Origin of the sequence: Arthrobacter gyeryongensis, from assembly GCF_039543785.1 — a bacterium.
Lineage (GTDB): Bacteria > Actinomycetota > Actinomycetes > Actinomycetales > Micrococcaceae > Arthrobacter > Arthrobacter gyeryongensis.
In genome coordinates this window covers 328,573-349,742 of the sequence record NZ_BAABKK010000006.1, presented here as the reverse complement: position 1 = coordinate 349,742, position 21,170 = coordinate 328,573, and the positions used below count along the sequence as shown (strand labels likewise).

The window sequence follows — 21,170 nt, the reverse complement described above, 5'->3', positions numbered from 1 at the left end:
ATTCAGAGTCATTCAACTAGATAACGATCTTTGCGTTCGATATTGCTTGTGACGAATTTCCCAAGCATCTCACCCTCAAGCCGCCGACACTTGCCCGCCGGTAATTGAATCAACGGCGCGGCTTAACCGGGCCATCTCTGTGTGAAAACCGGCCTGGGGCACCTGGTTTGATGACCGATCAGACCCGAGCCACAAGAGGCATCCGGACCGATTCGCGTTGGCTCAATTACTTAACTTTCTACTCGCAAGGAAAGCAAGGAGCCAGACGAGTAGCATCCAGAAAATCATCCAAGAAGTGAAAATTCGGCGCCGCGATTGCGTGACGCTTTTCCCCTAAAACGAGTGTCCCGCACTCGTGATTCGCGGCCAATTCAACCATAGGATCAACTGCGCGAGGGGGCGTAGTCAGTGAAAGGAAATGGAGCCGCCCGGCTCACAGAAACACTATCGGTTATTCGGAAGTGAGCATTCCCATGAGAAACAAAACACTCACACATCTCGGGGCGGGAACCGCCTGTCTGGCCCTCATTCTCGGCGGGGCCGTCGCCGCACAGGCAACCCTTAGCGGCACGACCTTCGAAGGCAACGACGGCAACCTGATTCATGCAACAGGCGGTACCGACTGGGATAACGTGGCCGGCCGGAACACGGGCATTGATGTTCCCTCAGGCAGCAGCGACAACGCTTTCGGCCAAGGAACCAAAGAAGACAATTCTGCAGTGAGCGTGGTGGACGGTTCCATCCCACCCAACAAGAACGACCTCACCAGGTTCTACGAGGCATCCGAGCTGGGGTCCAACGGCCACACCTACCTGTATCTGGGATGGGAACGCCTGGTCAACATCGGCAACGCCAATCTCGACTTCGAAATCAACCACGCCGGTACCGCAGGTTTCACCTCATCAACCACAGGCCCGGTGACCCTCAACCGCACGGCAGGCGACCTGCTGGTCAACTACGACTTCGGCGGTAGCGGCACCCCGACCCTCAGCATCAATACTTGGCTCACAGCCGCGGCGGGCAACACTGTAAGCCAGTGCTTCTCGGCCAATACCTTGCCGTGCTGGGGCAACCACACGACTCTCGGATCCGCGTCGGCCGAAGGCGCCGTCAACACCGTTCCGGTTCTCGACCCGATCCAAAACGCAACCCTCGGCGTCGGCCTCTTCGGCGAGGCATCGATCGATCTGACGGCTGCCGGCGTGTTCCCTCCAGGGATTTGCCAGGCGTTCGGCAGCGCGTTCGTCAAGAGCCGCTCGTCGTCGTCCTTCACTGCTGAACTCAAGGACTTTATCGCACCCATCGCCGTCCAGATCAACAACTGCGGCAGCATCACGATAAAAAAGGTGACCCAGAACGAACCCGTCCCGGGCACGCAGTCGTTCTCCTACACCACATCGTCCAACCTGACCGCCTTCAGCCTGACCAATGGCGGGTCCAAAACCTTCAGCGCTCTCCCTGCAGGCAATTACAGCGTGACGGAAGGCAACCAGAGCGCACCTTGGAACTTCGTTTCCCTGACCTGTGACACCACCTCAGGAGTGACGATCAGTGGCCAACAGGTGTCAATCGCCCTCGCTAATTCACAAAACGTGACCTGCACCTACACGAACCACTACACCAACAGCCCAAGCATCGCCACGACGTTGTCCGGCACCACGGTACCTGTCGGTAGCTCTGTGCATGACTCCGCGGCCCTGACCGGGGCCACCTCCACAGCGGGCGGCACCGTGACGTACACCGTCTACAGCGACACCGCATGCACCGCAGGGGCCAGGGATGCCGGGACCGTGACCGTGACGAACGGCATCGTTCCCGATTCGAACGCCCTCACCTTCAACACAGCAGGGGATTTCTACTGGCAAGCGGTATACAGCGGTGACGCCAACAACAACGGCGCCACAAGCGTCTGCACCTCCGAGCACGTCGTGATCACCAAGGCGCAGCCGTCCGTATCCACCGCCCAGGACCTGATCCCGAACGACAACTTCACGCTGTCAGGCGGATCCAGCCCAACCGGGACCATCACTTTCAAGCTGTACGCCCCCACCGACACGACCTGCTCGCAGGCTCCAGCCCTGACCCAGACGGTGACTGTAACGAGCGGCAATGGCACCTACGGCACCACCAACACCACGTTCCACTCCACCGCCCCCGGGACGTGGCGCTGGATGTCAAGCTACTCGGGAGACAGCAATAACCAATCGGCATCGTCTGCATGCGGTGTTGAAAGCTTCACCATCAGCAACGGCTGACCTGGCCTGAATTTCCACTGGCAGGGAGAAGATCCCCGGCCTGAACCGCCGGGGATCTTCTATGCGTTTGCGTCAAAAAACCAGTGTCGAAGACCTACGGAATCGCCCCGATATGCACCAGGAGTTCGTGCTCGGCACCATCGAGGTAGCGGCGCAATTCGGCGGCAGCCTCTTCACGCTGTCCGCTACGGATCTGGGCAACCAAGACGGCGTTGCGTTCCACGTAGTGGCTGTGGAAGTCGGGAGTGGTGGCCATGGCGTGGAAGACCAATCGCATCTCGGCCAGCACCTTCTCCATCAATGCGTCCAGGGAGGCGCTTCCGGACAACGACACCAAGGCCTTGTGCAGCTCCTGGTTGGCATCCGCCATCCCGGCCACCGATCCCTCGGCGAGGGCAGCCCGGGCTTTGTCGACGATGGCGTCCATGGCGTCCAGGGCTCCAACCGGGACATCGCCCCACAACACCGCAGCCGGCTCGATCAGGCGGCGCACCCGGTAGATTTCGCGGACATCGTCGGCTCCGGGGGCGGCCACGAACACGCCGCGGTTGGGAATCCGCTGGACCACGGATTCACCCGCAAGCACCGTAAAGGCCTCCCGCAGGGTGTTCCGGGAAACGCCGAGCGCCTCGGACAAGGCCTGCTCGGAGAGCTTCGTGCCGGGCGGCAACAAGCCATCGGAGATGCGCTGGCGAAGCTGGGCGGCAACCCACGCTCCAGTGTGGGCGTGGGTTGCGTGGCCGGCGTCGGCGATTCCTTGAAGCGCAGCGTTCATGGGCATGCCCCAAATCTACCGAACGGCGACGGCCCGCCGGACCTCAGCCGATGCTCGCGAGCACCTCTCCGCGCCCGACGGCGGTGCCCGGCCCGTGCGGACCACGCGCCACGGTGCCGGAACGGTGGGCCGTGACAGTGGTTTCCATCTTCATCGCCTCCAGCACGGCCACGGGCTGTCCGACTTCGACGACCGCACCGTCCTCGACCAGCCACTTCACCAGCGAGCCGGACATCGGCGATGCCAGACCGGATTCGTCGGCCACCACCGGAGCCGAAACAGCAGCGACGGAACCGCCACCTCCGCTCATCAGCGCTTCGAACAAGCGAAGGGGGAGCCCAAGCTGCACCGCCTTGCCGTCCAGTTCCACCGTGAACCTGCTGCGTTCGGAGCCGGGGGCCACGCGGGCGATCTCCGGGGACGCGGCCAGCTCCTCGGCGAACTCGGTCTCGATCCACGTGGTGTACACGCCGAGCTTGTCCTCTGAGGTGAAGGCCTCGTGGCGGACCACGGCCCGGTGGAAGGGAAGCACGGTGGGCAAACCCTTGATCTGCATCTCGTCCAAGGCGGCCCGGGCGCGGCGCAGGGCCTGCTGCCGGTCCTCGCCCCGGACGATCAGCTTGGCCAGGAGGGAATCATATTCTCCGGGAACCACCGAGCCGGAGCGAACCCCGGAGTCCACGCGGATACCAGGACCGGTGGGTGCTTCGAAGACCTCCACCGTGCCGGGCCCCGGCAGGAAGCCGCGCGCGGGATCCTCGGCGTTGAGACGGAACTCGAAGGCGTGTCCTTTGGGCTCAGGGTCTTCCTTCAGGGAAAGCCTGCCGCCCGCGGCAATCCGGAATTGTTCGCGGACCAGGTCCACCCCGGACGTTTCTTCGGTGACGGGATGCTCTACCTGCAGACGTGTGTTGACCTCCAGGAAGGAGATGGTGCCATCCACGGCCACGAGGTATTCGACGGTTCCGGCACCGTAGTATCCGGCCTCGCGGCAAATGGCCTTGGCCGATTCGTGGATGAGCATGCGCTGTTCAGGGCTCAGGAAGGGTGCCGGGGCCTCCTCCACAAGCTTCTGGTTGCGACGCTGCAGCGAGCAATCGCGGGTTCCCAGGACCACCACGTTGCCGTGCATATCCGCCAGGATCTGAGCCTCGACGTGGCGTGGCTGGTCCAGGAAGCGTTCCACGAAGCATTCGTCGCGTCCGAAGGCCGCCTTGGATTCACGCACGGCCGATTCGAACGCGTCCTCGATGTCCTCCAGGCGCCGCGCAATCTTGAGCCCCCGTCCGCCGCCGCCGAAAGCAGCCTTGATCGCCACCGGCATTCCGTATTCCAAGGCAAATGCAAGTACTTCAGCGGCGTTGGCCACCGGACCGTCGCTGCCAGGAACGAGCGGAGCCCCGGCGCGGACGGCAATCTCGCGGGCGACCACCTTGTTTCCCAGCTCCCGTATGGACTGCGGTGCCGGGCCGATCCAGGTGAGGCCGGCGTCGATCACGGCTTGCGCGAAATCCGCGTTCTCCGAGAGGAAGCCGTATCCGGGGTGCACGGCGTCGGCACCGGCGCGGCGGGCGACGTCGATCAGCTTGGCGATGTCCAGGTATGTCTCCGCGCCGGTGGAACCGCCCAGTGCGTAGGCCTCGTCGGCAAACCGCACGTGGAGGGAATCGGCGTCAGGATCCGAATACACGGCGACAGACTCCAAGCCCTCGTCCGAGCAGGCGCGGGCAATCCGCACGGCGATCTCGCCGCGGTTGGCGATCAGGACCTTCTTCATGGCTGGTTTCCTTCGGTGACAGCGCCGGCAGCGGCAGATTCAAGTGGTTCAAGGGTTGCGGGGTCCACGATCGTGAACCGAACGCGGTGGCCAGGCGGCAATTGCGCCGCCGTCGGCAGGTCTTCGGGTACGACGACGGCAATCACCGGATACCCGCCGGTCACCGGGTGGTCGGCCAGGAAGAGGACCGGGTGTCCGCTGGGTGGCACCTGGAGTGCGCCGGCAACGGCCCCTTCGCTGGGGAGCTCGCCGGCTCCGCGCTCGGGGTTTCGTTCGAGCGCACGGTTGCTTCCGGGCCTGAGCCGGACACCGATCCTGTTCGACTGCACGGTGGTGATCCAGTCCTCCCCCGTGAGCGCCTCCAGCGCACGGGAACCAAACCAGTCGTCCCGAGGGCCTAAGGTGATGCGCAGTTCCGCGGACGACACTCCTAGCCGCAGTGTGGATTCCTCGGGCGCCCCGACCATCTGGAAAAGCGGCGCTCTTCCCACGGGGAGGCGCGTCCCGGCCGACAGTGGTGCGGGACCGATTCCGGACATCGAGTCGCTTGAGCGGCTTCCGAGCACCGGATCAGCATCAATCCCGCCGCGGACAGCAAGGTAACTGCGGGCCCCGAGCGTCGGCTCTCCCAGGCTGAGGGTTTCGCCGTCGAGGAGAGCGAAAGGCGCGCACATCGCGGCGCGGCGGGCCGGAGCCCCCGACGCATCGCGGGTTTCCAAGGGCACCACCGCTCCGGTAACTGCGACTACCTGGTCACCGACGGCCCGGACCGAGAGTCCGCCCAGCACCGTTTCCACAACCGCCGCACCGGGTTCGTTGCCCACCAAGCGGTTGGCTTGGCGCGTCGATTGTTGATCCACGGCGCCCGCGGCTGAAACTCCCAGATCTCCCAGTCCGGGGCGGCCGAGGTCCTGGACCAGCGATTGCAGTCCGGGTGAGTCCACCACCAGCGCGGGTCCGGTCACTTCGCGGACCGCGTGCCCAGTGGGAGTCAGCGCAACGGCCTCGCGGACGGCAACATACCGGACTGCGTCTCCGGGTCGAACAAGCGCCGGTGACTCGCGCCCGAGATCCCAGAGGACCGCCGTCGTACGCCCGATCAGCTGCCACCCGCCCGGGGATTGCCGCGGGTAAACGGCAGAAAACGTTCCACCGAGCGCGACGGAACCGGCCGGAACGGCGGTGCGTGGCGAGCTCCGGCGCGGAACGTCGAGGGTGTGGTTCTCGCCGAGCAAATACGTGAAGCCCGGGGCGAAACCGCCGAAAGCCGCGGTCCAAAGCTGTCCAGTGTGCGCGGCCACGACGCCGTCCCGGCCCAGACCAGTGAGGATGCCCACCTCGGCGAGGTCCTCGCCGTCGTACACCACTTCGATGGTGACATCGCGGGAACTGTCGCGTGGCACCGCGCCAAGGTCAACATGCCCGACGGCGGTGCGTGCCGCGAGTGCCTCGGCGTGCGTGCCGAACTTAAGGAGTACGGTGGCTGCCGCGGCGACCGTATCGAGCTGGCCGGGCAGGGGCTCGGCAAGCAGCGTGGAATGAAACGCCAGCACGGAAGGGAGATCGGAAAGTTCCACCAGCAGGGCGCGAGGGCCCGCCCATCGTATTCCCGTGAGGCTCACGCGAAGCTCCGTACGGTGACGCCCGCTGCTTCGAGTCCTTCGCGGACGGCGGCTGCCATGGCCACGGCTCCGGGAGTGTCTCCGTGTACACAGATGCTTTCGGCGTGGACGTTAAGCACAGAACCGTCGCGGGCCACGATTTTGCCCTCCGTTGCCAGGCGCACCATGTTCTCGGTGATGGCGGCGTGATCGTGGAGCACGGCGCCTTCTTCGCGGCGCGATACGAGGGTGCCGTCCGCGTTGTAGGCGCGGTCGGCGAATGCCTCGGCCACTCCGCGGAGCCCCTTCGCTTCGGCTTTGGCGAGTGCGACGGAGCCCGGCAGGAGAAGCAGCGGGAGTCCGGGACTGAAGGCATGGACGGCGTCGGCCACTGCCTGGGCATGGACTTCGTGGTGGACGATCGCGTTGTAGAGGGCGCCGTGCGGCTTGACATACTTGATCTCGGAACCGGCCGCGTGGGCCAAAGCCTGGAGTGCGCCGAGTTGGTACAGAACGTCGTCGGCCAGTTCCGTGGCGGAGCAGTCCAGGAATCGTCGGCCGAAACCCGCGAGGTCCCGATAACCCACGTGGGCACCGATGGTCACCCCGGCAGCGACGGCCTCGCGGCAGGTGCTGGCGATGGTGCTGGGATCTCCGGCGTGGAATCCGCAAGCGACATTGGCACTCGACACGTAGCGGAAGACGGCAGCGTCATCGCCCATAGTCCAGTTGCCGAACGATTCTCCGACGTCGCTGTTGAGGTCAATAAAAGGCATTGTGATCCCCGTCTCAGGTTGAATACCTCACCATCATGCCTGAAACTTCAAGATTGTTCAACAATCTTGGTAATGGGACCAGTTGCCCTGATTCCAGGAGTGAGGTCTCGTCCCTTTCAACGAGCGAAAGAGCCGAGACCTCACCTTGGGATTGGATCGACTACGCCACCGGTACCGCAGCGACGCGGCTGTTGGCGGTGACGATCCTGGCGGCCGTTGCCTGGCCCATCCGGACTGCTCCGTCAACGTGCTGGTAGCCTTCCGCAGCCAGATCGGAGGAGGACCAGTAGATGGGTCCGACGTTGGCGTGCTGGTCCTTGCCGTAGCGGTGCAGACCACCCAGGTCATAGCTGGCCGCATAGGCTCCGCGGGTCCATTCCTCGGAACCCCAGTCGGATTCGTAGTAGACCTCGGGATCCAGGGCCTTCTCGCCCAGGAAGCCCGCGATGGACTCAAGGACCTTCTTCTTGCGGTCCTCGGCGCTGAGCTCGAAGACGGCGTCTGCCTTTTCGTCCGAAATGAAGCCCACCAAGGTGCCGCGCGCGTCCCCGTGATTGGTGTTGTCGTAGACCTCCTGGACCAGGGCGTCGGCGCCGAAGCCCGTGCCGGACAGTCCGTCTTCGCGCCAGAACGGCGTGCTGTAGACAGCGTGGACCTTGATGACGAGGCCCAGGGACTGGTGCTGGTGCATCTGGTGCTGGCGGCGCGGCAGCGGCGGGTTGTAGGACACGCGGGAGTACAGGTTCGGCGGGACAGCCATGATCACGAATCGCGCGTTGACGGTTGCACGCTCGGACTCAACAGTGACGCGATGGCCTTCACCGGCCGGCTCCCAATTGATGGTTCGCACCGGGCTGTTAAGTACGACGTCGTCACCCAATTCCGCGGCGATCAGCAGGGAGACCTGCTGCATGCCGCCGATAACCCGCTTGTCCAGGATGAAGTCTTCGTCCGTCAGGTTGGAGAACGAACCCGCCGAGGCCGCCATCAGCACCGCTTGCAGCGCAGAGAAGGCATGCGCTGGCTTGGTGAGCATGCCTCCGGCGATGAAGAGGCCTATGTTGTTGCAGGCTTCCTCGTCCGTGGAGTTCTGGCGCAGCCAGTGGTGGAAGGAAATGGTGTCCAGTTCACGGGCTTTGGGGTGGGCCCAAGGTTCCTCCGGGCCGATCTCGGCAGCGAGGCCGTCCAGGATGGCAATGAGCTTGTCCATCTCGGCTGCAGTGGTTTCGCTCACCGGGAAGGAAGCCCCGGTGTAGCGGGTGCGGCTGCCGTCCGGCGCGAGGTACACAGATTCGCCGTCGCGGTAGCGGGAGTACATCTTAAGGCCCAGTTCGTCCAGGAGCCCCATGAGGGCGGTCTGGTCCGGGGACACCCATTGTCCGCCGATTTCCAGCATGGCCCCGTCAATGGTGTCGGTCCACGTGCGGCCACCGACGCGGTCGCGTGCTTCGAGCACGGCAACGCTGAGTCCGGCCTTCTTCAATTCGCGGGCGGCCGTCAACCCCGATGGACCGGCACCGACAATTACGACGTCGCGATCAAGATTCAACATGATGTCCTTTCTGTGGCCGTCCCCGTTGGCTGACCAATAAATGAATGACGTTCATTTATCTCAACTGTAGCTGGCTTGGCCCTGACTGTGAAGACCCAAATGGAATAATGCATTGACACAGCCTCCAGAAAGGTCAGCGATGCCTGAACCCACGCCCGCCCCCGGCGAGACCAAAGCGCGCCGCAGGGCAGGACGGCCAATGGCGGCGGTCCTGGACCAGGACGGCATCACTGCAGCGGCCCTGGAACTGATCAGCAAGAAGGGCTACGACGGCCTCACTATGGCGGCCCTCGCGCGATCCCTGGGTGTGGCGCCGTCGGCCCTTTACAACCATGTGTCCTCCAAGGATGAAGTCCTCAAGCTCGTGGAAGAAGACCTGATGTCCAAGGTCGATTTCGGCGGTTTCAGCACGCTCCCCTGGGAGGAGGCCGTCAGGCAATGGGCATATTCCTACCGCGGTATCTTCGCAAGGCACACCCCGCTGATCTCGGTGATTGCGGTCCTTCCCGTGACGGACGCCCCGCAGACGCTCGCGATGTACGAAGCCGTCACGGAGGGATTTCTCCGTGCGGGTTTCCCGGAGAAGCAAATCATCCCGAGCATCGTGGCCCTCGAGGCCTACATTTTCGGTGCTGCTTTCGACGCGAACGCGCCGGCGGACATTTTCGATTCCGGCCGCTTGGCCGACTCCACGCCGCACTTCACTTCGGCGGTCCGCAGCCTTGGACCCGAACGGAACAACTACCCGTCCGACCTCGCGTTCAGCATGGGCCTGGATGCGCTGATCACCGGGCTCGGCGCGCTCCGGGTGAGTTAAACAAAGGAACCCCGATCAGAGACCGGGGTTCCTTGAATTGCGTGCGCGAGGGGGGATTTGAACCCCCACACCCTTTCGGATACTGGCACCTGAAGCCAGCGCGTCTGCCGTTCCGCCACTCGCGCGCAACTTCCTTCGCCCGGGCCGTACCAGGTTTCCCCGGCCTTACCCCTGCGAAAGCAGCGAGATCAAGCATAACGGACAACCCGTTGAAAACACCAATCGACCAAGGATGAGGCCGTAAAACCCCGGGACGCCACGGATTGCCGGTTGCCCACAGGATGCGGAAATCCCGCGCGGAGCGTCCCGAAATGATGCAGGCCGGCGAACTTTTCCGGCGTTCCAGCCGTTGTGGAATAAGGCCATTCACAGTCTTGCCCAGTAGTATCGGGGTTGAAGACAGGCTTCTCGCGTGCGCTCCGGCCACTGCGGGGATTCGTCTTGGCTACTGATATTGCAGGGTCAACGAAGCGGAAGGAGAAAGACCATGGGCTTGCTTGACAGGGTTGAGCGTGGCATCGAAAAGGCCGTCCGCGGCGTCTTCTCCACCGGTTCGCGGGCACGGGTGGAGCCGGTGGAGATAGCGAGCAAACTTCGCCGCGAACTGGACAACCAGTCCATCACTATTTCGGCCGGCCGTACCTTGGCTCCCAACGTCTTCGATGTCCTCTTGAGCGATCAAGACTTCGCGCGCGCCCAGGACTGGGGAACTCCCCTGGCCGAAGAATTGTGCGACGTCGTCATCCAGCACGTGCGCAGCCAGGGTTACATCCTGCAGGGTCCGGTACGGATCTCCTTCCGTCACGACGAAGCCCAGCGCGAGGGCCATTTCGAAATAACGTCCCGCACGGAGAAATCCGACGGGGCTGCCGCGCCCGCTGCTCCTCGGCCCGTTGTCCCCGCGGCGCCGAGCCGCGAGCCCACCCGGCTCCAGCCTGTCCTGGACATCGGCGGACAACGCTATTCCCTTAACGCGCCTTCCATCGTGCTGGGCAGGTCATCCGAGGCCGACATCCTGGTGGACGATACCGGCGTCTCGCGCAAGCACTTGGAAATCCAGACGGCGGACGGAGTCATCCGCGCCGTCGACCTCGGTTCCACCAACGGAAGCTACGTCAACGGCCATAAAGTGGACGGCAGTGTGGAACTTACTGACGGATCCACCATCACCATGGGACGGACCAAGATCATCTTCAGACTTCTCCCCCAGCCCTCTGGTGGGCGCCCGTGAGCGACATCAGTGAACTAACCATCACCGCACTCCGCTTCGGCTTCCTGCTGTTGCTGTGGATTTTGATCTTCAGCATCGTCTCGACCATGCGTCGTGATCTCGTGATCGGCCGCAAAGCAGCCATGGGAACTCCGACGGCGCGCGAAGTACGCAAGCACCCGGAACTCGCCCCCGCGCCACCCCAGCCCGTGAAGCAGCAGGCGCACCAGCTCGTCGTCGTCGAAGGCCCGCTCAAGGGGACCACGCTTCCTTTAGCCGCGAGCCCGATTCTGCTGGGCCGCGCACAAGAGGCCACGTTGGTCCTCGAGGATGATTATGCTTCGGGCAGGCACGCGCGCTTGTTCCCCCAGGGCAGCCGATGGTTCATCGAAGATCTTGGCTCCACCAACGGCACCTACCTCGCCGATCAGCAACTGACCCGCGCCCTGCCGGTGGAGCTTGGTGTCCCCGTGAGGATCGGCAAGACGGTCATCGAATTGAGGGCGTAGCCCATGGCTTCCCCCCAAGCTTCCGAGGGCAAGGCTCTGCCCCCGGAACTCCCCCTGATCATGCGTTACGCGGCGCGGTCCGACGTCGGGCGTGTCCGCTCGAAGAACGACGACTCTGCGTATGCCGGCCGGCATCTTGCCGTCGTCGCGGACGGAATGGGCGGGCACGCGGGCGGCGACGTCGCCTCGGCATCCACCGTGCTGGACATGATCCACCTCGATCACGATTCCTACCCGGACGGCGCGGAAACAGTCCTGGCAGACGAAATCCAGACCGCCAATTCCCTCCTCTCCGAACTCGTCCACGTAGACCCGAAGCTCGCAGGCATGGGAACCACGGTCACGGCCCTGCTGCTCGAAGGCAGGCGGCTGCACTTCGCGCACATCGGCGATTCCCGCGCCTACCGCCTGCGCAATGGCAAATTCGAGCAAATCAGCGTGGACCACACTTTCGTCCAGAGGCTGATCGACGAAGGCCGCCTGCGCCCGGAGGAAGCTGAGACCCACCCGCACAAGAACGTCCTCATGCGCGTTCTGGGCGACGTGGACGCGAGCCCCGAGCTGGACCTGGACGAACTCGACGTCGTACCGGGCGAACGCTGGCTCCTCTGCTCCGATGGCCTGAACTACGTCCAGGGCGCGGTCGTGGAGCAAGTCGTCCGCGAAACCAAGGACCTCGCCGAGTGCGCCGAACTCCTCGTTGAGCTCACGCTCGCCAACGGTGCTCCCGATAACGTCACCGTGGTGCTGTTGGAAATCGTGGAAGAGACCGGCGACAACCTCAGCACGGCCGCCGTCGACGTCGTCCGGGAAGCGCCAGTGCCGCCGAAAGCGGCCGATCCGGGAAAGTCCGCGCCGAGCAAGGACAGCGCGCACGGCAACGATGCGGCAGCCCAGGTCAAAGAGTCCGGAGCCAACATTCCCACAGCCCCGGAAAATCCCACCGCAGCCGCGGCTCCCGTAGCGGGTTCGGCAAAACCAGCCCGGACTCCTGAGCCTCCGACGGCGACAGACCCGCACCTTGGCGAGCACCTGTCGGCGGAGATCCTCCGCGAAGAGCTCGCAAGCCGTCCGCACGAACTGGTCGGTGCCGCCGCGACCGCGGCCGATACGGGTTCGATCCCGACGATAGCCGGACGCAGCGTTGCACGCCGGGCTGCCACGGTGCTGACCCACAAGGCTGAACAGGACCGCCAGGATCTACAACCGCTTGTCGCCAGGAAGCGACGCTGGTTGACGCCGGCCATTGCCGCAGTCCTGGCCATATTCGTGGTCGCCGGGCTGTGGCTCGGCTATGCGTGGACCCAGACACGCTACTACGTCGGTGAATTCGACCAGCACGTCGCAATTTTCAATGGCATTTCCCAGAGCCTTGGCCCGTTCCAGCTCTCGAAAGTTGAGGCCAGGACGAACATCCGCATGGACTCTTTGCCTCAATACACGCAACAAACCCTTCGCCAGACCGTTCCGGCACGGGATCTCGCCGATGCACAGCAGATCGTGAAGAGCCTGCAGGAGAACGGCACCACCGGGCTGCCAGCCAATTGCCCCACAGGCACAGCCAAGCCGACGGCGAGTCCCACCCCCACGGGAACCCCCGCGCCGGCAAGCCCGAGTCCTTCGAACCAGCCAACATCGTCACCCACGTCAACGGCAGCCCCTACGTGCGCGGTGTCGCGATGATTCTGGCCATCACCACACCCAAGCCGCGCCGCAACGTCGAGCTCGTCCTGCTGGTCCTTGCCCTCGCTGTGGGAATCGGCGCCAGCGCCATGGTCGGGCTCAACAGTACGGCCGCTTTCGACGGCGATTTCTGGTTCCAGTCGAGTCTCTTGATCGTGGCGGCATTCGCTTTTCACATGATCCTCAGGTTCCGTGCAAAATATGCCGATCCGATCATCCTTCCGATCGTCGTTGCCCTCAACGGCTTGGGACTGGCCCTCATCCATCGCATGGACCAGCCAGGCGAGGACACGGGTAACAACCAGTTGCGCTGGACCCTCCTGGCCATGGCAGTGTCAATCGTCGTGATTTGGTTCCTCAAGGATCACCGCCTCCTTCGCCGTTTCACTTTTATTTCGCTGGCGGCCAGTGCAGTTCTCCTTGTACTGCCGCTCGTTCCCGGCATCTCCGCCGGCGAGGTGCTCGGCGCCAGCGTCTGGATCCGGATCGGTCCCATGACTTTCCAACCAGGCGAAATCGCCAAGATCACCTTGGCTATATTCTTCGCAGGTTATCTTTCCTCCAACCGGGACCTCATCCTGCTTGCCGGCCGAAAGATCGGCCCCATGCAATTGCCACGCTTCAAGGATCTTGGACCGATGATCACGGCTTGGCTCGTAAGCATCGGCATCCTCGTGTTCCAGCGGGACCTCGGCACGTCAATCCTTTTCTTCGGCTTGTTCATCGTCATCATTTACGTGGCAACAAGTCGAATCAGCTGGGTGGTCATCGGAGTCGCACTGATCCTTGGTGGCGGATTCCTGGCGTCCAGGTTCTTCTCGCACGTCGCGTTCCGCCTGGACAGCTGGTGGAACGCCTTCACCCCGGAAGTCTTCGACCGCTCCCCGGGCGGCAGCGGACAGATCGTCCAAGGCCTCTTTGGCATGGCCGATGGCGGCCTCGGAGGCACAGGGCTCGGACAAGGCAGGCCGGATCTGGTGCCTTTCGCCAACAGCGACATGATCGTGGCCCTCATCGGTGAGGAGCTGGGACTGATCGGTCTCTTCGCCGTCGTGATGCTCTACATGCTGCTCTTCACCCGGGGGTTCCGCGCGGCTCTTGGCGCGCGGGACGCGTTCGGCAAACTCTTGGCATGTGGCCTGTCCTTTGCCATAGCGCTGCAGTGCTTCGTGGTGATCGGCGGCGTCACCCGGCTGATCCCGCTGACGGGACTAACCACTCCATTCCTTGCGGCAGGCGGTTCCTCCTTGCTTGCCAACTGGATCATCGTGGGCTTGCTGCTCATGATTTCGAACACCGCGCGCGGCCCGGTGGACACTACGCCCATTACCCATGCCCCCACAGAGGCGGTGCAGACCTCATGAACCATTCCATACGCAATTCGTGGATGGCAGCAGTTGCCATGTTCGCCCTCCTCTTTGGCGCGATCAGCTATGTCCAGGTCATCGGCGCCGGCGACCTCAACGACAATCCGTGGAACCAGCGCGCCGTCCTGGCGAACTACTGCAACGACCGCGGTGCCATCATCGTGGGCGGCAAGCCAATCGCCGAATCCGTCCCCGGAGACGAAACCTGCAAGTACCAGCGCAGTTACGCCCAACCGGAGCTCTATGCGGGGATCACTGGATACTTCTCCAGGACCTATGGGTCCACCGGACTTGAGCAGCAGCTCCGGGATGAGTTGGCAGGCAGCTCCGACCAGCTCTTCCTTGACCGTGTGAGCCAGATTTTCCTCGGGAGCCAGCCAAAGGGCGCGTCGGTGGAATTGACCCTCGATCCTGTGATCCAGAAGCTGGCATACGACCTCATTCCTGACGGTCAGCGCGGCTCAATTGTCGTCACCAACCCGAAGACGGGTGCCATCATCGCGATGGTTTCCAAGCCGTCCTATAACCCCAACCTGATCGCCACGCACGATCCCGCCAAGGAAAAGGCCGGTTACGATCAAATCAACCAGGTCCCCGGCATCAACCTCAACCAGTCCGTGAGCGGGCCCACCGGCGAGCTGTTGGCGCCCGGTTCCGTGTTCAAGCTCGTCGATACCGCGGCTGCATTGAGCTCCGGGAAGTACAACAAGGACAGTGTCTTGCCGAACCCGGACAGCCTGCCCTTGCCCGGTTCGAACGCCTCGCTGCCGAACTATGCCGGCGGCAACTGCTCAACCCGCAACACAGCCGATTTCCCTTTCGCCTTGGAACAGTCGTGCAACACGCCTTTCGCGAGCATCGCCCTGGACCTGGGTCAGAACGCCATCGCGGACCAGGCCAGCAAGTTCGGCTTCGGACAGGATTTCGGGGACCAGCTCAAGCTGCAGTCCGCGGTCAGTGTCTTCCCCAAGAATCTGGACCAGGCGGCGCTGGCCCAGTCCGCCGTCGGGCAGCGTGACGTCAGGGCCACTCCGCTGCAAATCGCCATGATGACCGCCGCTATTGCCAATAAGGGCGTCCAGATGAAGCCGAACCTCATCAAGACTGTGCGCGCACCTGACCTGCGTGTCATCAGCGAGCCCAAGGCCGAGGCGCTGCGTACTTCCACCACGCCCGATATCGCCAGCCAGATCACAGAGTGGATGACCGACGTCGTATCCAAGGGCATTGCGAGCGGTGCCGCGGTGCCGGGAGTCCAGGTGGCCGGCAAGACCGGCACGGCGCAACTCGGCGATTCAGGCTTGAACAACTCATGGTTTACCGGGTTCGCCCCGGCCAACGACCCGCAGGTAGCCGTCACCATTGTCATGGAAGGCGTTGATGTGTCTACAGGCGCAAAGCTAACCAGTCCGAACGCGAAGAAGATTTTTGAGGCGGTGTTGAACAAGTGAGGCCTACGTCAGGAATCACCCTCGGCGGCAGGTTCCAGCTGACCAGTCGCATTGCGATTGGCGGCATGGGAGAGGTCTGGAGGGCAAAGGACCAGATCCTCGGCCGGATCGTCGCCATCAAGGTGCTCAAGGAGGAATACACCGGTGACCCCGGGTTCCTCCAGCGGTTCCGCGCCGAGGCCCGCCACACTGCGCTGCTTAATCACGTGGGAATCGCCAACGTCTTCGACTACGGAGAGGAAGACGGCTCCGCCTACCTGGTCATGGAATTGGTACCAGGTCAGCCGCTGAGCAGCATGCTGGAACACGAGCAGGTCCTTTCCCCGGACCGCACCCTGTCCATCATTTCCCAGACAGCCCGGGCGCTGGCCCCCGCGCATGCCCAGGGCCTGGTGCACCGGGACATCAAGCCGGGCAACCTGCTGATCACGCCGGACTTCCGTGTCAAGATCACCGACTTCGGTATCGCCCGCCTGGCAGACCAGGTTCCGCTCACGCAGACCGGCCAAGTCATGGGTACGGCGCAGTACCTGGCTCCGGAGCAGGCCACCGGACAAACGGCCACAGGCGCCTCGGACATATATTCCCTCGGGATTATCGGCTACGAGTGCCTCACAGGGCATCGTCCCTTCTCCGGCGAATCCCAGATCGCCATTGCTCTGGCCCAGGTCAACGACGCCCCGCCGCCGCTGCCTGAAAGCCTGCCTACCCCGATACGCGCCCTGCTGATGTCCATGCTCGCCAAGGATCCGAAGAACCGTCCTGCGGATGCCATCAAACTGGCTGAAGCCGCAGAGGCGATCCGCGCCGGCGATATTGCCAAGGCACATGCCGCCGTGCCTGGGATGTTGCTGTTCGAATCCGCCACGGGCCCCATCACCGCACCCACGGACATCGCCACCGCGCCCACCGGCATTGTCACCTCGCCGTACGGGAGGGAAGCACGGTCGACGTCGACGTCGGCGCTCCCGGTGGTCGGCGCCGCCGCCGCGGGAGCCGCAGCGGTTGGGGCCGCAGCCGAAGGTGGAAATCCGCTGGCCCGTGCCAACGCCCTGGCCGCCGAACGCAGTTTGGATCAGGCCGGCGAGCACAACCAGTACATCCATGAAGAAGAGGAGTACCAGGAGGAGCCGCAGCGGAAGAAACGCAGCCCGTGGACGTGGCCGCTCATTGCACTGATCGTGCTCGTGCTGCTCGCCGTGGTGGGGGCGATCCTGACCCAGTCCGGGCTGTTCTCGCCCAGCAGGCCGGCACCGGCGAGCACCACGCCTCCAGCCCAGGTCTCGAGCGCACCGCCAACCTCGGCAACTCCGAGCCCAACGGAGACTTCGGCCAGCCCCACGCCCACCACCTCCACCCCCGATACGATCAACCTGATCCCGGAGCAGTACAAGGGACAGCCGTACGACAAGGTGCGCTCGGACCTCAATGCACTCGGCCTCGCGGTCAACGGCGTACAGGTCTTCGATCCATCCACGCCGGGCACTGTCATCGACATCAATCCTTCCGGTCCCGTGGCCAAGGGATCGACCATCACCGTCAGCTACTCCAAGGGACCGCAGATGGTCACGGTGCCGACCATCGGCAAGGGAGCCACCGAATCACAAGTGCAGGCCACCATCGAAGGTGCGGGCCTGCGCTGGGTCACCGGTGCCCCCGTTGACGGAGCAACCGGCCAGGCGCCGGGAACATTCGTCAGTTCCGATCCTGCAGCCGGGCAGAAGGTACCGGCCGGGTCCGTCGTGACCTATCACCTGTCCAAGCCGACCGCGAACCTGTCTCCTTCCCCTAAGACCACCCCGTAGGACACCATGCCAACCGGACGCTCCACCCCTGCCCACAGAGAGGACAGCACTCCAATGACATCCCAGCGCGTCCTCAACGGGCGGTACGAACTCGGTGAATTGCTCGGCCGTGGTGGCATGGCCGATGTCTACAAGGGCGTCGACACGGTGCTCGGACGAACTGTCGCGGTGAAACTGCTCCGTGCCGATCTTGCCCGCGATCCGCAGTTCCATGCCCGCTTCAAGCGTGAGGCGCAGGCGGTGGCGGCCCTGAACCACTCCTCTATCGTCGCCATCTACGACACCGGCGAGTACACCGTGCCCGGTGGCCCGGGCGAGGACGTCCGGGTCCCTTACATCGTCATGGAATACGTGTCCGGCCGGACTGTCCGCGACCTGATCCGGGCCAAGGAACTGGACATCGATCAAGCCATCGAATTCATCCTTGGCGTCCTCGCCGCTCTGGAATACAGCCATAAGGCCGGAATCGTCCATCGCGATATCAAGCCGGCCAACGTCATGGTGACTGGGGAGTCAAACGATGTGAAGGTCATGGACTTCGGAATCGCCCGGGCGATGGCCGATTCGGCGGCAACCATGACCCAGACGCAGGCCGTAGTTGGTACTGCCCAATACCTGTCGCCCGAGCAGGCCCTCGGCGAGACCGTGGATGCCCGCAGTGATCTGTACTCCGCGGCGTGCCTCCTGTTTGAAATGCTGACCTCGCGCCCTCCGTTCACGGGCGACAGCCCTGTCTCGGTGGCCTACCAGCACGTCCGTGAGATCCCGGAACCCGCCAGCACCTTCAATCCGGCCGTTTCAGAGGCACTGGACAGTGTCCTGGCCAAGGGCCTGCAGAAGAATCGCGCGGATCGTTTCCAGGATGCTGCTGCCTTCCGGCGCGCCCTGCGTGCGGCCAAGAACGGCGTTGCTGTTCCGGCAGTTGCCGCCGGAACACCCACCGACGTCCAGGAGGCTGTGCCGTCGACACAACTGATTCCGGAAGGTGGCCTGGCTCGCGGCCTGATGGGCGCAGAATTCCTGGACAGCACCCTGAGTGGAGGGCCAGGCAACGGCCAGGTCACCGGCGACCAGGACATGCTGGACCGGGAGGCAGCCGAATCGGAGTCTGACGCAGAGCACGACGGCGCCATGCCGCTTGGTTTCGCCCCAGAACGCGAGCGGACCGCCAGGCAGAAGTCCCGCCGTCGTGCGTGGACCGCAGTGGTGGTTATTTTGGTGCTGCTGGTCTTGGCCGGCGGCGGATTCTGGGTGTACACCACGGTGAACCAGAAGCCGGCCCCGCCCCCGTTGGTCGCGGTACCGGCGGTCACCAACATGAGCGAGGCTACGGCATTGCAGATGCTTTACGGTGCCAATCTCAGCCCGGAGTCTCATCATGTCCCGGATGACAAGATACCCAAGGGGATAGTGATCAGCACCGACCCCGGCGCGGGGTCCCAAGTGGCGCCGAAATCACAAGTCACGCTGAACGTTTCAGACGGGCCGGTCTCGGCGACCGTCCCGGCAGGCCTGAGCGGCCTTACCGAAGCCGCTGCCCGCGACCTCCTGCGCCAGGCTGGACTCGTAGGTGGGTCAAGTACCTTGGCCAATAGTGCCACGGTCCCCGCGGGCTCCGTCATCAGCACCAAGCCGGCTTCCGGAGCCGTGGTGGGCGTGGGCAGCACCGTTGACTTGGTGGTGTCCACGGGCAAAGTAGCCGTTCCTCAACTCATTGGATTGACCAAGGCCGATGCCGAGGCACTGCTCAAGCAGAACGGCCTGGCCATCGCGGTCACCGAACAGGAGAATTCGCAAGTAGCCCCGGGAAAGGTGACGGGCCAGGGAGATGCCTTCAATTCCCTCGTGGAGCAGGGCAAGACCATCAGCGTGATTGTCGCGAAGGCTCCCGCCCCGCCCCCGAGTCCCACTCCGACCCCCACGCCGTCTCCAAGCGACACGAAGGGCGGCGGAGGCCTGGGCGGACTAGGCGGCTAGCGCTGGATCAGGGGGCTCAGGGTGGCTGCGCGGGCGGCCGCCCCGGACATCCCGAGTGATTCAAGCCAGTTGCCGAGCATGAGGTAGCCACCTTCAGTGAGCACCGATTCCGGGTGGAACTGCACACCGCACAGCGGCGCCGAACGGTGCTGCAGGCCCATGACAACCCCGCTGGCGGTTTCGGCGGTGATTTCCAGGACGTCGGGAATGCTTTCCCGGACAGCCGCCAGGGAGTGGTAGCGGGTGGCCGTTACCGGCGAAGGCAGACCGGCGAAAACGCTTTTGCCGTCATGCTGCACAGGTGATGTCTTGCCGTGCATCAGCTCTGGCGCGTGCGTCACGGTCCCGCCGTAGGCCTCGGCCAGTGCCTGGTGCCCGAGGCAGACCCCGAACATCGGTTTGTTGTTGTCTCCGCACCACCTGATCAACTCAATGCAGACCCCGGCGTCCGCCGGGGTTCCGGGGCCGGGGGAGATCAGCACGCCGTCGCGCGCGTCCGCCAGCTCGATCGCTTCGGCGAGGGTGACGTCGTCGTTCCGGACCACTGTGGTTTCCGCACCGAGTTCCTGCAAGTAGCCGACCAGGGTGTAGACGAAGCTGTCGTAATTGTCCACGACGAGGATTTTTGTTGTGCTCATGGCTGCTGTGCTGAACCAATCGTTGAGTCGGTGAAGGAAGTGAACTGTGACATCCAGGGGAACAGGAACTGGACCATCAAGACAAGCGCGCATGCCACGAGGGCCGCTGATGTCAGGATACGCACCCAGAGGGGTCCCGGAAGGTGGCGGAAGATCCATCCGTACATGGCTTAACCCTTTCCGGCCGTTTGGGCGACTTGCTTAGCGATGTCCTGTGGTGGCCCGGCGGATGCCGGCTGCCAGCTTTCCAGAACGGAGTAAGCGATGATGCGTTCTTGCGCACCGAAGCGCGGATTGCAGCTGGTCATGGTCAAGTAGCTTTCGGTGGGCGTCGCACCGGGCTGTGTGGGAACCGGAAGAAGGACGTCCGTCCGGGAAGGCAGCACGATCTGGTTGTTGCGGAAAACGTATGTGTAGTAACCGTCTTTGGTCTGCACATATATCTTGTCGCCCGGTACCAGGAGATGGATGTTGTCCAGCACGGCACCATGTGTCTGGCGATGCCCCGCGACGGCGAAGTTACCCGGGGCTCCCGGCATGCTTGTGGTCCCGTAATGGCCAAGGCCCAGCGTGTCCAGAATGTCGGAACCGGTTCCCTCGATGATGGGCCGCGAATAATCCGTGCCGAATCGAGGAATGTACATGATGCCGATCATGCCTCCGTGCTCGGGAGCCTCGGCAACCACGGGCTTCCCGTAGTCCGGCGGTGCGGCAGGGTTGGCAGGGGCAACAGGCGCCACAGGTCCCGCAAAACTCTTCGCAAAACCCTGGACGGCCTGGCTTTGCTTGGCGTCGGCTTCGACGTTGGTCCACCACAGTTCCCAAGCCACAAAGAGCAGCAGAATGAGTCCCGCGGTGACGAGCAACTCGCCCACGATCTGGACGATCTTGCGTACGATATTCCCCGTGCTTGGCCGTCCCTTGCGCCTCGCCGAGCGCGGCTTGTGTCCCGCAGGGCCGGAACCTTCCGCGCCGGT

General features: G+C 63.7%; 16 protein-coding genes and 1 tRNA gene. 9 read left to right on the top strand and 8 right to left on the bottom strand.

Annotation, left to right across the window (positions count from 1 at the left end):
• Window positions 1-473 precede the first annotated feature (473 nt).
• A complete protein-coding gene (locus ABEA18_RS05570) occupies window positions 474-2,255 on the top strand; it encodes a hypothetical protein (protein ID WP_345448296.1) in 1,782 nt (593 codons plus the stop codon).
• A gap of 94 nt (window positions 2,256-2,349) precedes the next feature.
• Here ABEA18_RS05570 and ABEA18_RS05565 read toward each other — a convergent pair whose 3' ends face one another.
• From ABEA18_RS05565 to ABEA18_RS05545, 5 genes are all read right to left on the bottom strand, one after another.
• Window positions 2,350-3,036 carry a GntR family transcriptional regulator gene (locus tag ABEA18_RS05565; protein ID WP_345448294.1) on the bottom strand — a complete coding sequence of 229 codons (687 nt, stop codon included), beginning with the start codon at window positions 3,034-3,036 and terminating at the stop codon, window positions 2,350-2,352.
• A 37-nt stretch (window positions 3,037-3,073) separates the two neighbouring features.
• Entirely contained in the window at window positions 3,074-4,807 is a 1,734-nt protein-coding gene (locus ABEA18_RS05560; RefSeq protein WP_345448293.1) for an acetyl/propionyl/methylcrotonyl-CoA carboxylase subunit alpha, read from the bottom strand.
• Window positions 4,804-6,429, bottom strand: a complete 1,626-nt coding sequence (locus tag ABEA18_RS05555; RefSeq protein ID WP_345448292.1) for a 5-oxoprolinase subunit B/C family protein — start codon at window positions 6,427-6,429, stop codon at window positions 4,804-4,806. Before ABEA18_RS05555 ends, ABEA18_RS05560 begins: the two co-directional genes overlap by 4 nt.
• A complete protein-coding gene (locus ABEA18_RS05550; RefSeq protein WP_345448291.1) occupies window positions 6,426-7,184 on the bottom strand; it encodes a LamB/YcsF family protein in 759 nt (252 codons plus the stop codon). The genes ABEA18_RS05555 and ABEA18_RS05550 overlap by 4 nt, the downstream gene beginning before the upstream one ends.
• Window positions 7,185-7,344: 160 nt before the next feature.
• The gene (locus ABEA18_RS05545; protein WP_345448290.1) at window positions 7,345-8,736 is read right to left on the bottom strand and encodes a flavin monoamine oxidase family protein; all 1,392 of its coding nucleotides are present in this window, start codon (window positions 8,734-8,736) and stop codon (window positions 7,345-7,347) included.
• A gap of 139 nt (window positions 8,737-8,875) precedes the next feature.
• Between ABEA18_RS05545 and ABEA18_RS05540 the strand changes: the two genes are divergently transcribed.
• Complete coding sequence (locus tag ABEA18_RS05540) at window positions 8,876-9,553, top strand: TetR/AcrR family transcriptional regulator (RefSeq protein ID WP_345448289.1); 678 nt, start codon at window positions 8,876-8,878, stop codon at window positions 9,551-9,553.
• 42 nt (window positions 9,554-9,595) lie between these two features.
• On the opposite strand, the gene ABEA18_RS05535 is transcribed toward ABEA18_RS05540, so the two are convergent.
• Window positions 9,596-9,678, bottom strand: a tRNA-Leu gene (locus tag ABEA18_RS05535).
• Between the two features lie 362 nt (window positions 9,679-10,040).
• On the opposite strand from ABEA18_RS05535, the gene ABEA18_RS05530 reads away from it, so the two are divergent.
• From ABEA18_RS05530 to pknB, 7 genes are read left to right on the top strand one after another with little or no spacing between them, the layout of a single operon-like run.
• Window positions 10,041-10,784, top strand: a complete 744-nt coding sequence (locus tag ABEA18_RS05530; RefSeq protein ID WP_345448288.1) for an FHA domain-containing protein — start codon at window positions 10,041-10,043, stop codon at window positions 10,782-10,784.
• A 5-nt stretch (window positions 10,785-10,789) separates the two neighbouring features.
• Window positions 10,790-11,272, top strand: a complete 483-nt coding sequence (locus ABEA18_RS05525) for an FHA domain-containing protein FhaB/FipA (protein ID WP_059390255.1) — start codon at window positions 10,790-10,792, stop codon at window positions 11,270-11,272.
• A 3-nt stretch (window positions 11,273-11,275) separates the two neighbouring features.
• A complete protein-coding gene (locus ABEA18_RS05520) occupies window positions 11,276-12,955 on the top strand; it encodes a protein phosphatase 2C domain-containing protein (RefSeq protein ID WP_345448287.1) in 1,680 nt (559 codons plus the stop codon).
• Window positions 12,952-14,319, top strand: a complete 1,368-nt coding sequence (locus tag ABEA18_RS05515; protein ID WP_345448286.1) for an FtsW/RodA/SpoVE family cell cycle protein — start codon at window positions 12,952-12,954, stop codon at window positions 14,317-14,319. The genes ABEA18_RS05520 and ABEA18_RS05515 overlap by 4 nt, the downstream gene beginning before the upstream one ends.
• On the top strand, window positions 14,316-15,773 hold the full coding sequence (locus tag ABEA18_RS05510) for a penicillin-binding transpeptidase domain-containing protein (protein ID WP_345448285.1): 1,458 nt from the start codon (window positions 14,316-14,318) through the stop codon (window positions 15,771-15,773). Before ABEA18_RS05515 ends, ABEA18_RS05510 begins: the two co-directional genes overlap by 4 nt.
• The gene (locus ABEA18_RS05505) at window positions 15,770-17,578 is read left to right on the top strand and encodes a protein kinase domain-containing protein (RefSeq protein ID WP_345448284.1); all 1,809 of its coding nucleotides are present in this window, start codon (window positions 15,770-15,772) and stop codon (window positions 17,576-17,578) included. Before ABEA18_RS05510 ends, ABEA18_RS05505 begins: the two co-directional genes overlap by 4 nt.
• A gap of 6 nt (window positions 17,579-17,584) precedes the next feature.
• Window positions 17,585-19,555: a Stk1 family PASTA domain-containing Ser/Thr kinase gene (pknB, locus tag ABEA18_RS05500; protein ID WP_425550476.1), complete on the top strand. Its 1,971-nt coding sequence runs from the start codon at window positions 17,585-17,587 to the stop codon at window positions 19,553-19,555.
• Here the strand turns inward: pknB and ABEA18_RS05495 are convergent.
• Both ABEA18_RS05495 and ABEA18_RS05490 read right to left on the bottom strand, forming a co-directional pair.
• A complete protein-coding gene (locus ABEA18_RS05495) occupies window positions 19,552-20,193 on the bottom strand; it encodes an aminodeoxychorismate/anthranilate synthase component II (RefSeq protein WP_345448282.1) in 642 nt (213 codons plus the stop codon). The genes pknB and ABEA18_RS05495 overlap by 4 nt on opposite strands.
• 170 nt (window positions 20,194-20,363) lie before the next feature.
• Window positions 20,364-21,092 carry a class E sortase gene (locus ABEA18_RS05490; protein ID WP_345448357.1) on the bottom strand — a complete coding sequence of 243 codons (729 nt, stop codon included), beginning with the start codon at window positions 21,090-21,092 and terminating at the stop codon, window positions 20,364-20,366.
• Between the last annotated feature and the right edge of the window lie 78 nt (window positions 21,093-21,170).

Bases quoted from the DNA above. Each gene is read 5' to 3' on its own strand.
- ABEA18_RS05570 (WP_345448296.1), top strand. From the start codon at position 474: ATGAGAAACAAAACACTCACACATCTCGGGGCGGGAACCGCCTGTCTG.
- ABEA18_RS05565 (WP_345448294.1), bottom strand. From the start codon at position 3,036: ATGCCCATGAACGCTGCGCTTCAAGGAATCGCCGACGCCGGCCACGCA.
- ABEA18_RS05560 (WP_345448293.1), bottom strand. From the start codon at position 4,807: ATGAAGAAGGTCCTGATCGCCAACCGCGGCGAGATCGCCGTGCGGATT.
- ABEA18_RS05550 (WP_345448291.1), bottom strand. From the start codon at position 7,184: ATGCCTTTTATTGACCTCAACAGCGACGTCGGAGAATCGTTCGGCAAC.
- ABEA18_RS05545 (WP_345448290.1), bottom strand. From the start codon at position 8,736: ATGTTGAATCTTGATCGCGACGTCGTAATTGTCGGTGCCGGTCCATCG.
- ABEA18_RS05540 (WP_345448289.1), top strand. From the start codon at position 8,876: ATGCCTGAACCCACGCCCGCCCCCGGCGAGACCAAAGCGCGCCGCAGG.
- ABEA18_RS05530 (WP_345448288.1), top strand. From the start codon at position 10,041: ATGGGCTTGCTTGACAGGGTTGAGCGTGGCATCGAAAAGGCCGTCCGC.
- ABEA18_RS05520 (WP_345448287.1), top strand. From the start codon at position 11,276: ATGGCTTCCCCCCAAGCTTCCGAGGGCAAGGCTCTGCCCCCGGAACTC.
- ABEA18_RS05515 (WP_345448286.1), top strand. From the start codon at position 12,952: ATGATTCTGGCCATCACCACACCCAAGCCGCGCCGCAACGTCGAGCTC.
- ABEA18_RS05510 (WP_345448285.1), top strand. From the start codon at position 14,316: ATGAACCATTCCATACGCAATTCGTGGATGGCAGCAGTTGCCATGTTC.
- pknB (WP_425550476.1), top strand. From the start codon at position 17,585: ATGCCAACCGGACGCTCCACCCCTGCCCACAGAGAGGACAGCACTCCA.
- ABEA18_RS05495 (WP_345448282.1), bottom strand. From the start codon at position 20,193: ATGAGCACAACAAAAATCCTCGTCGTGGACAATTACGACAGCTTCGTC.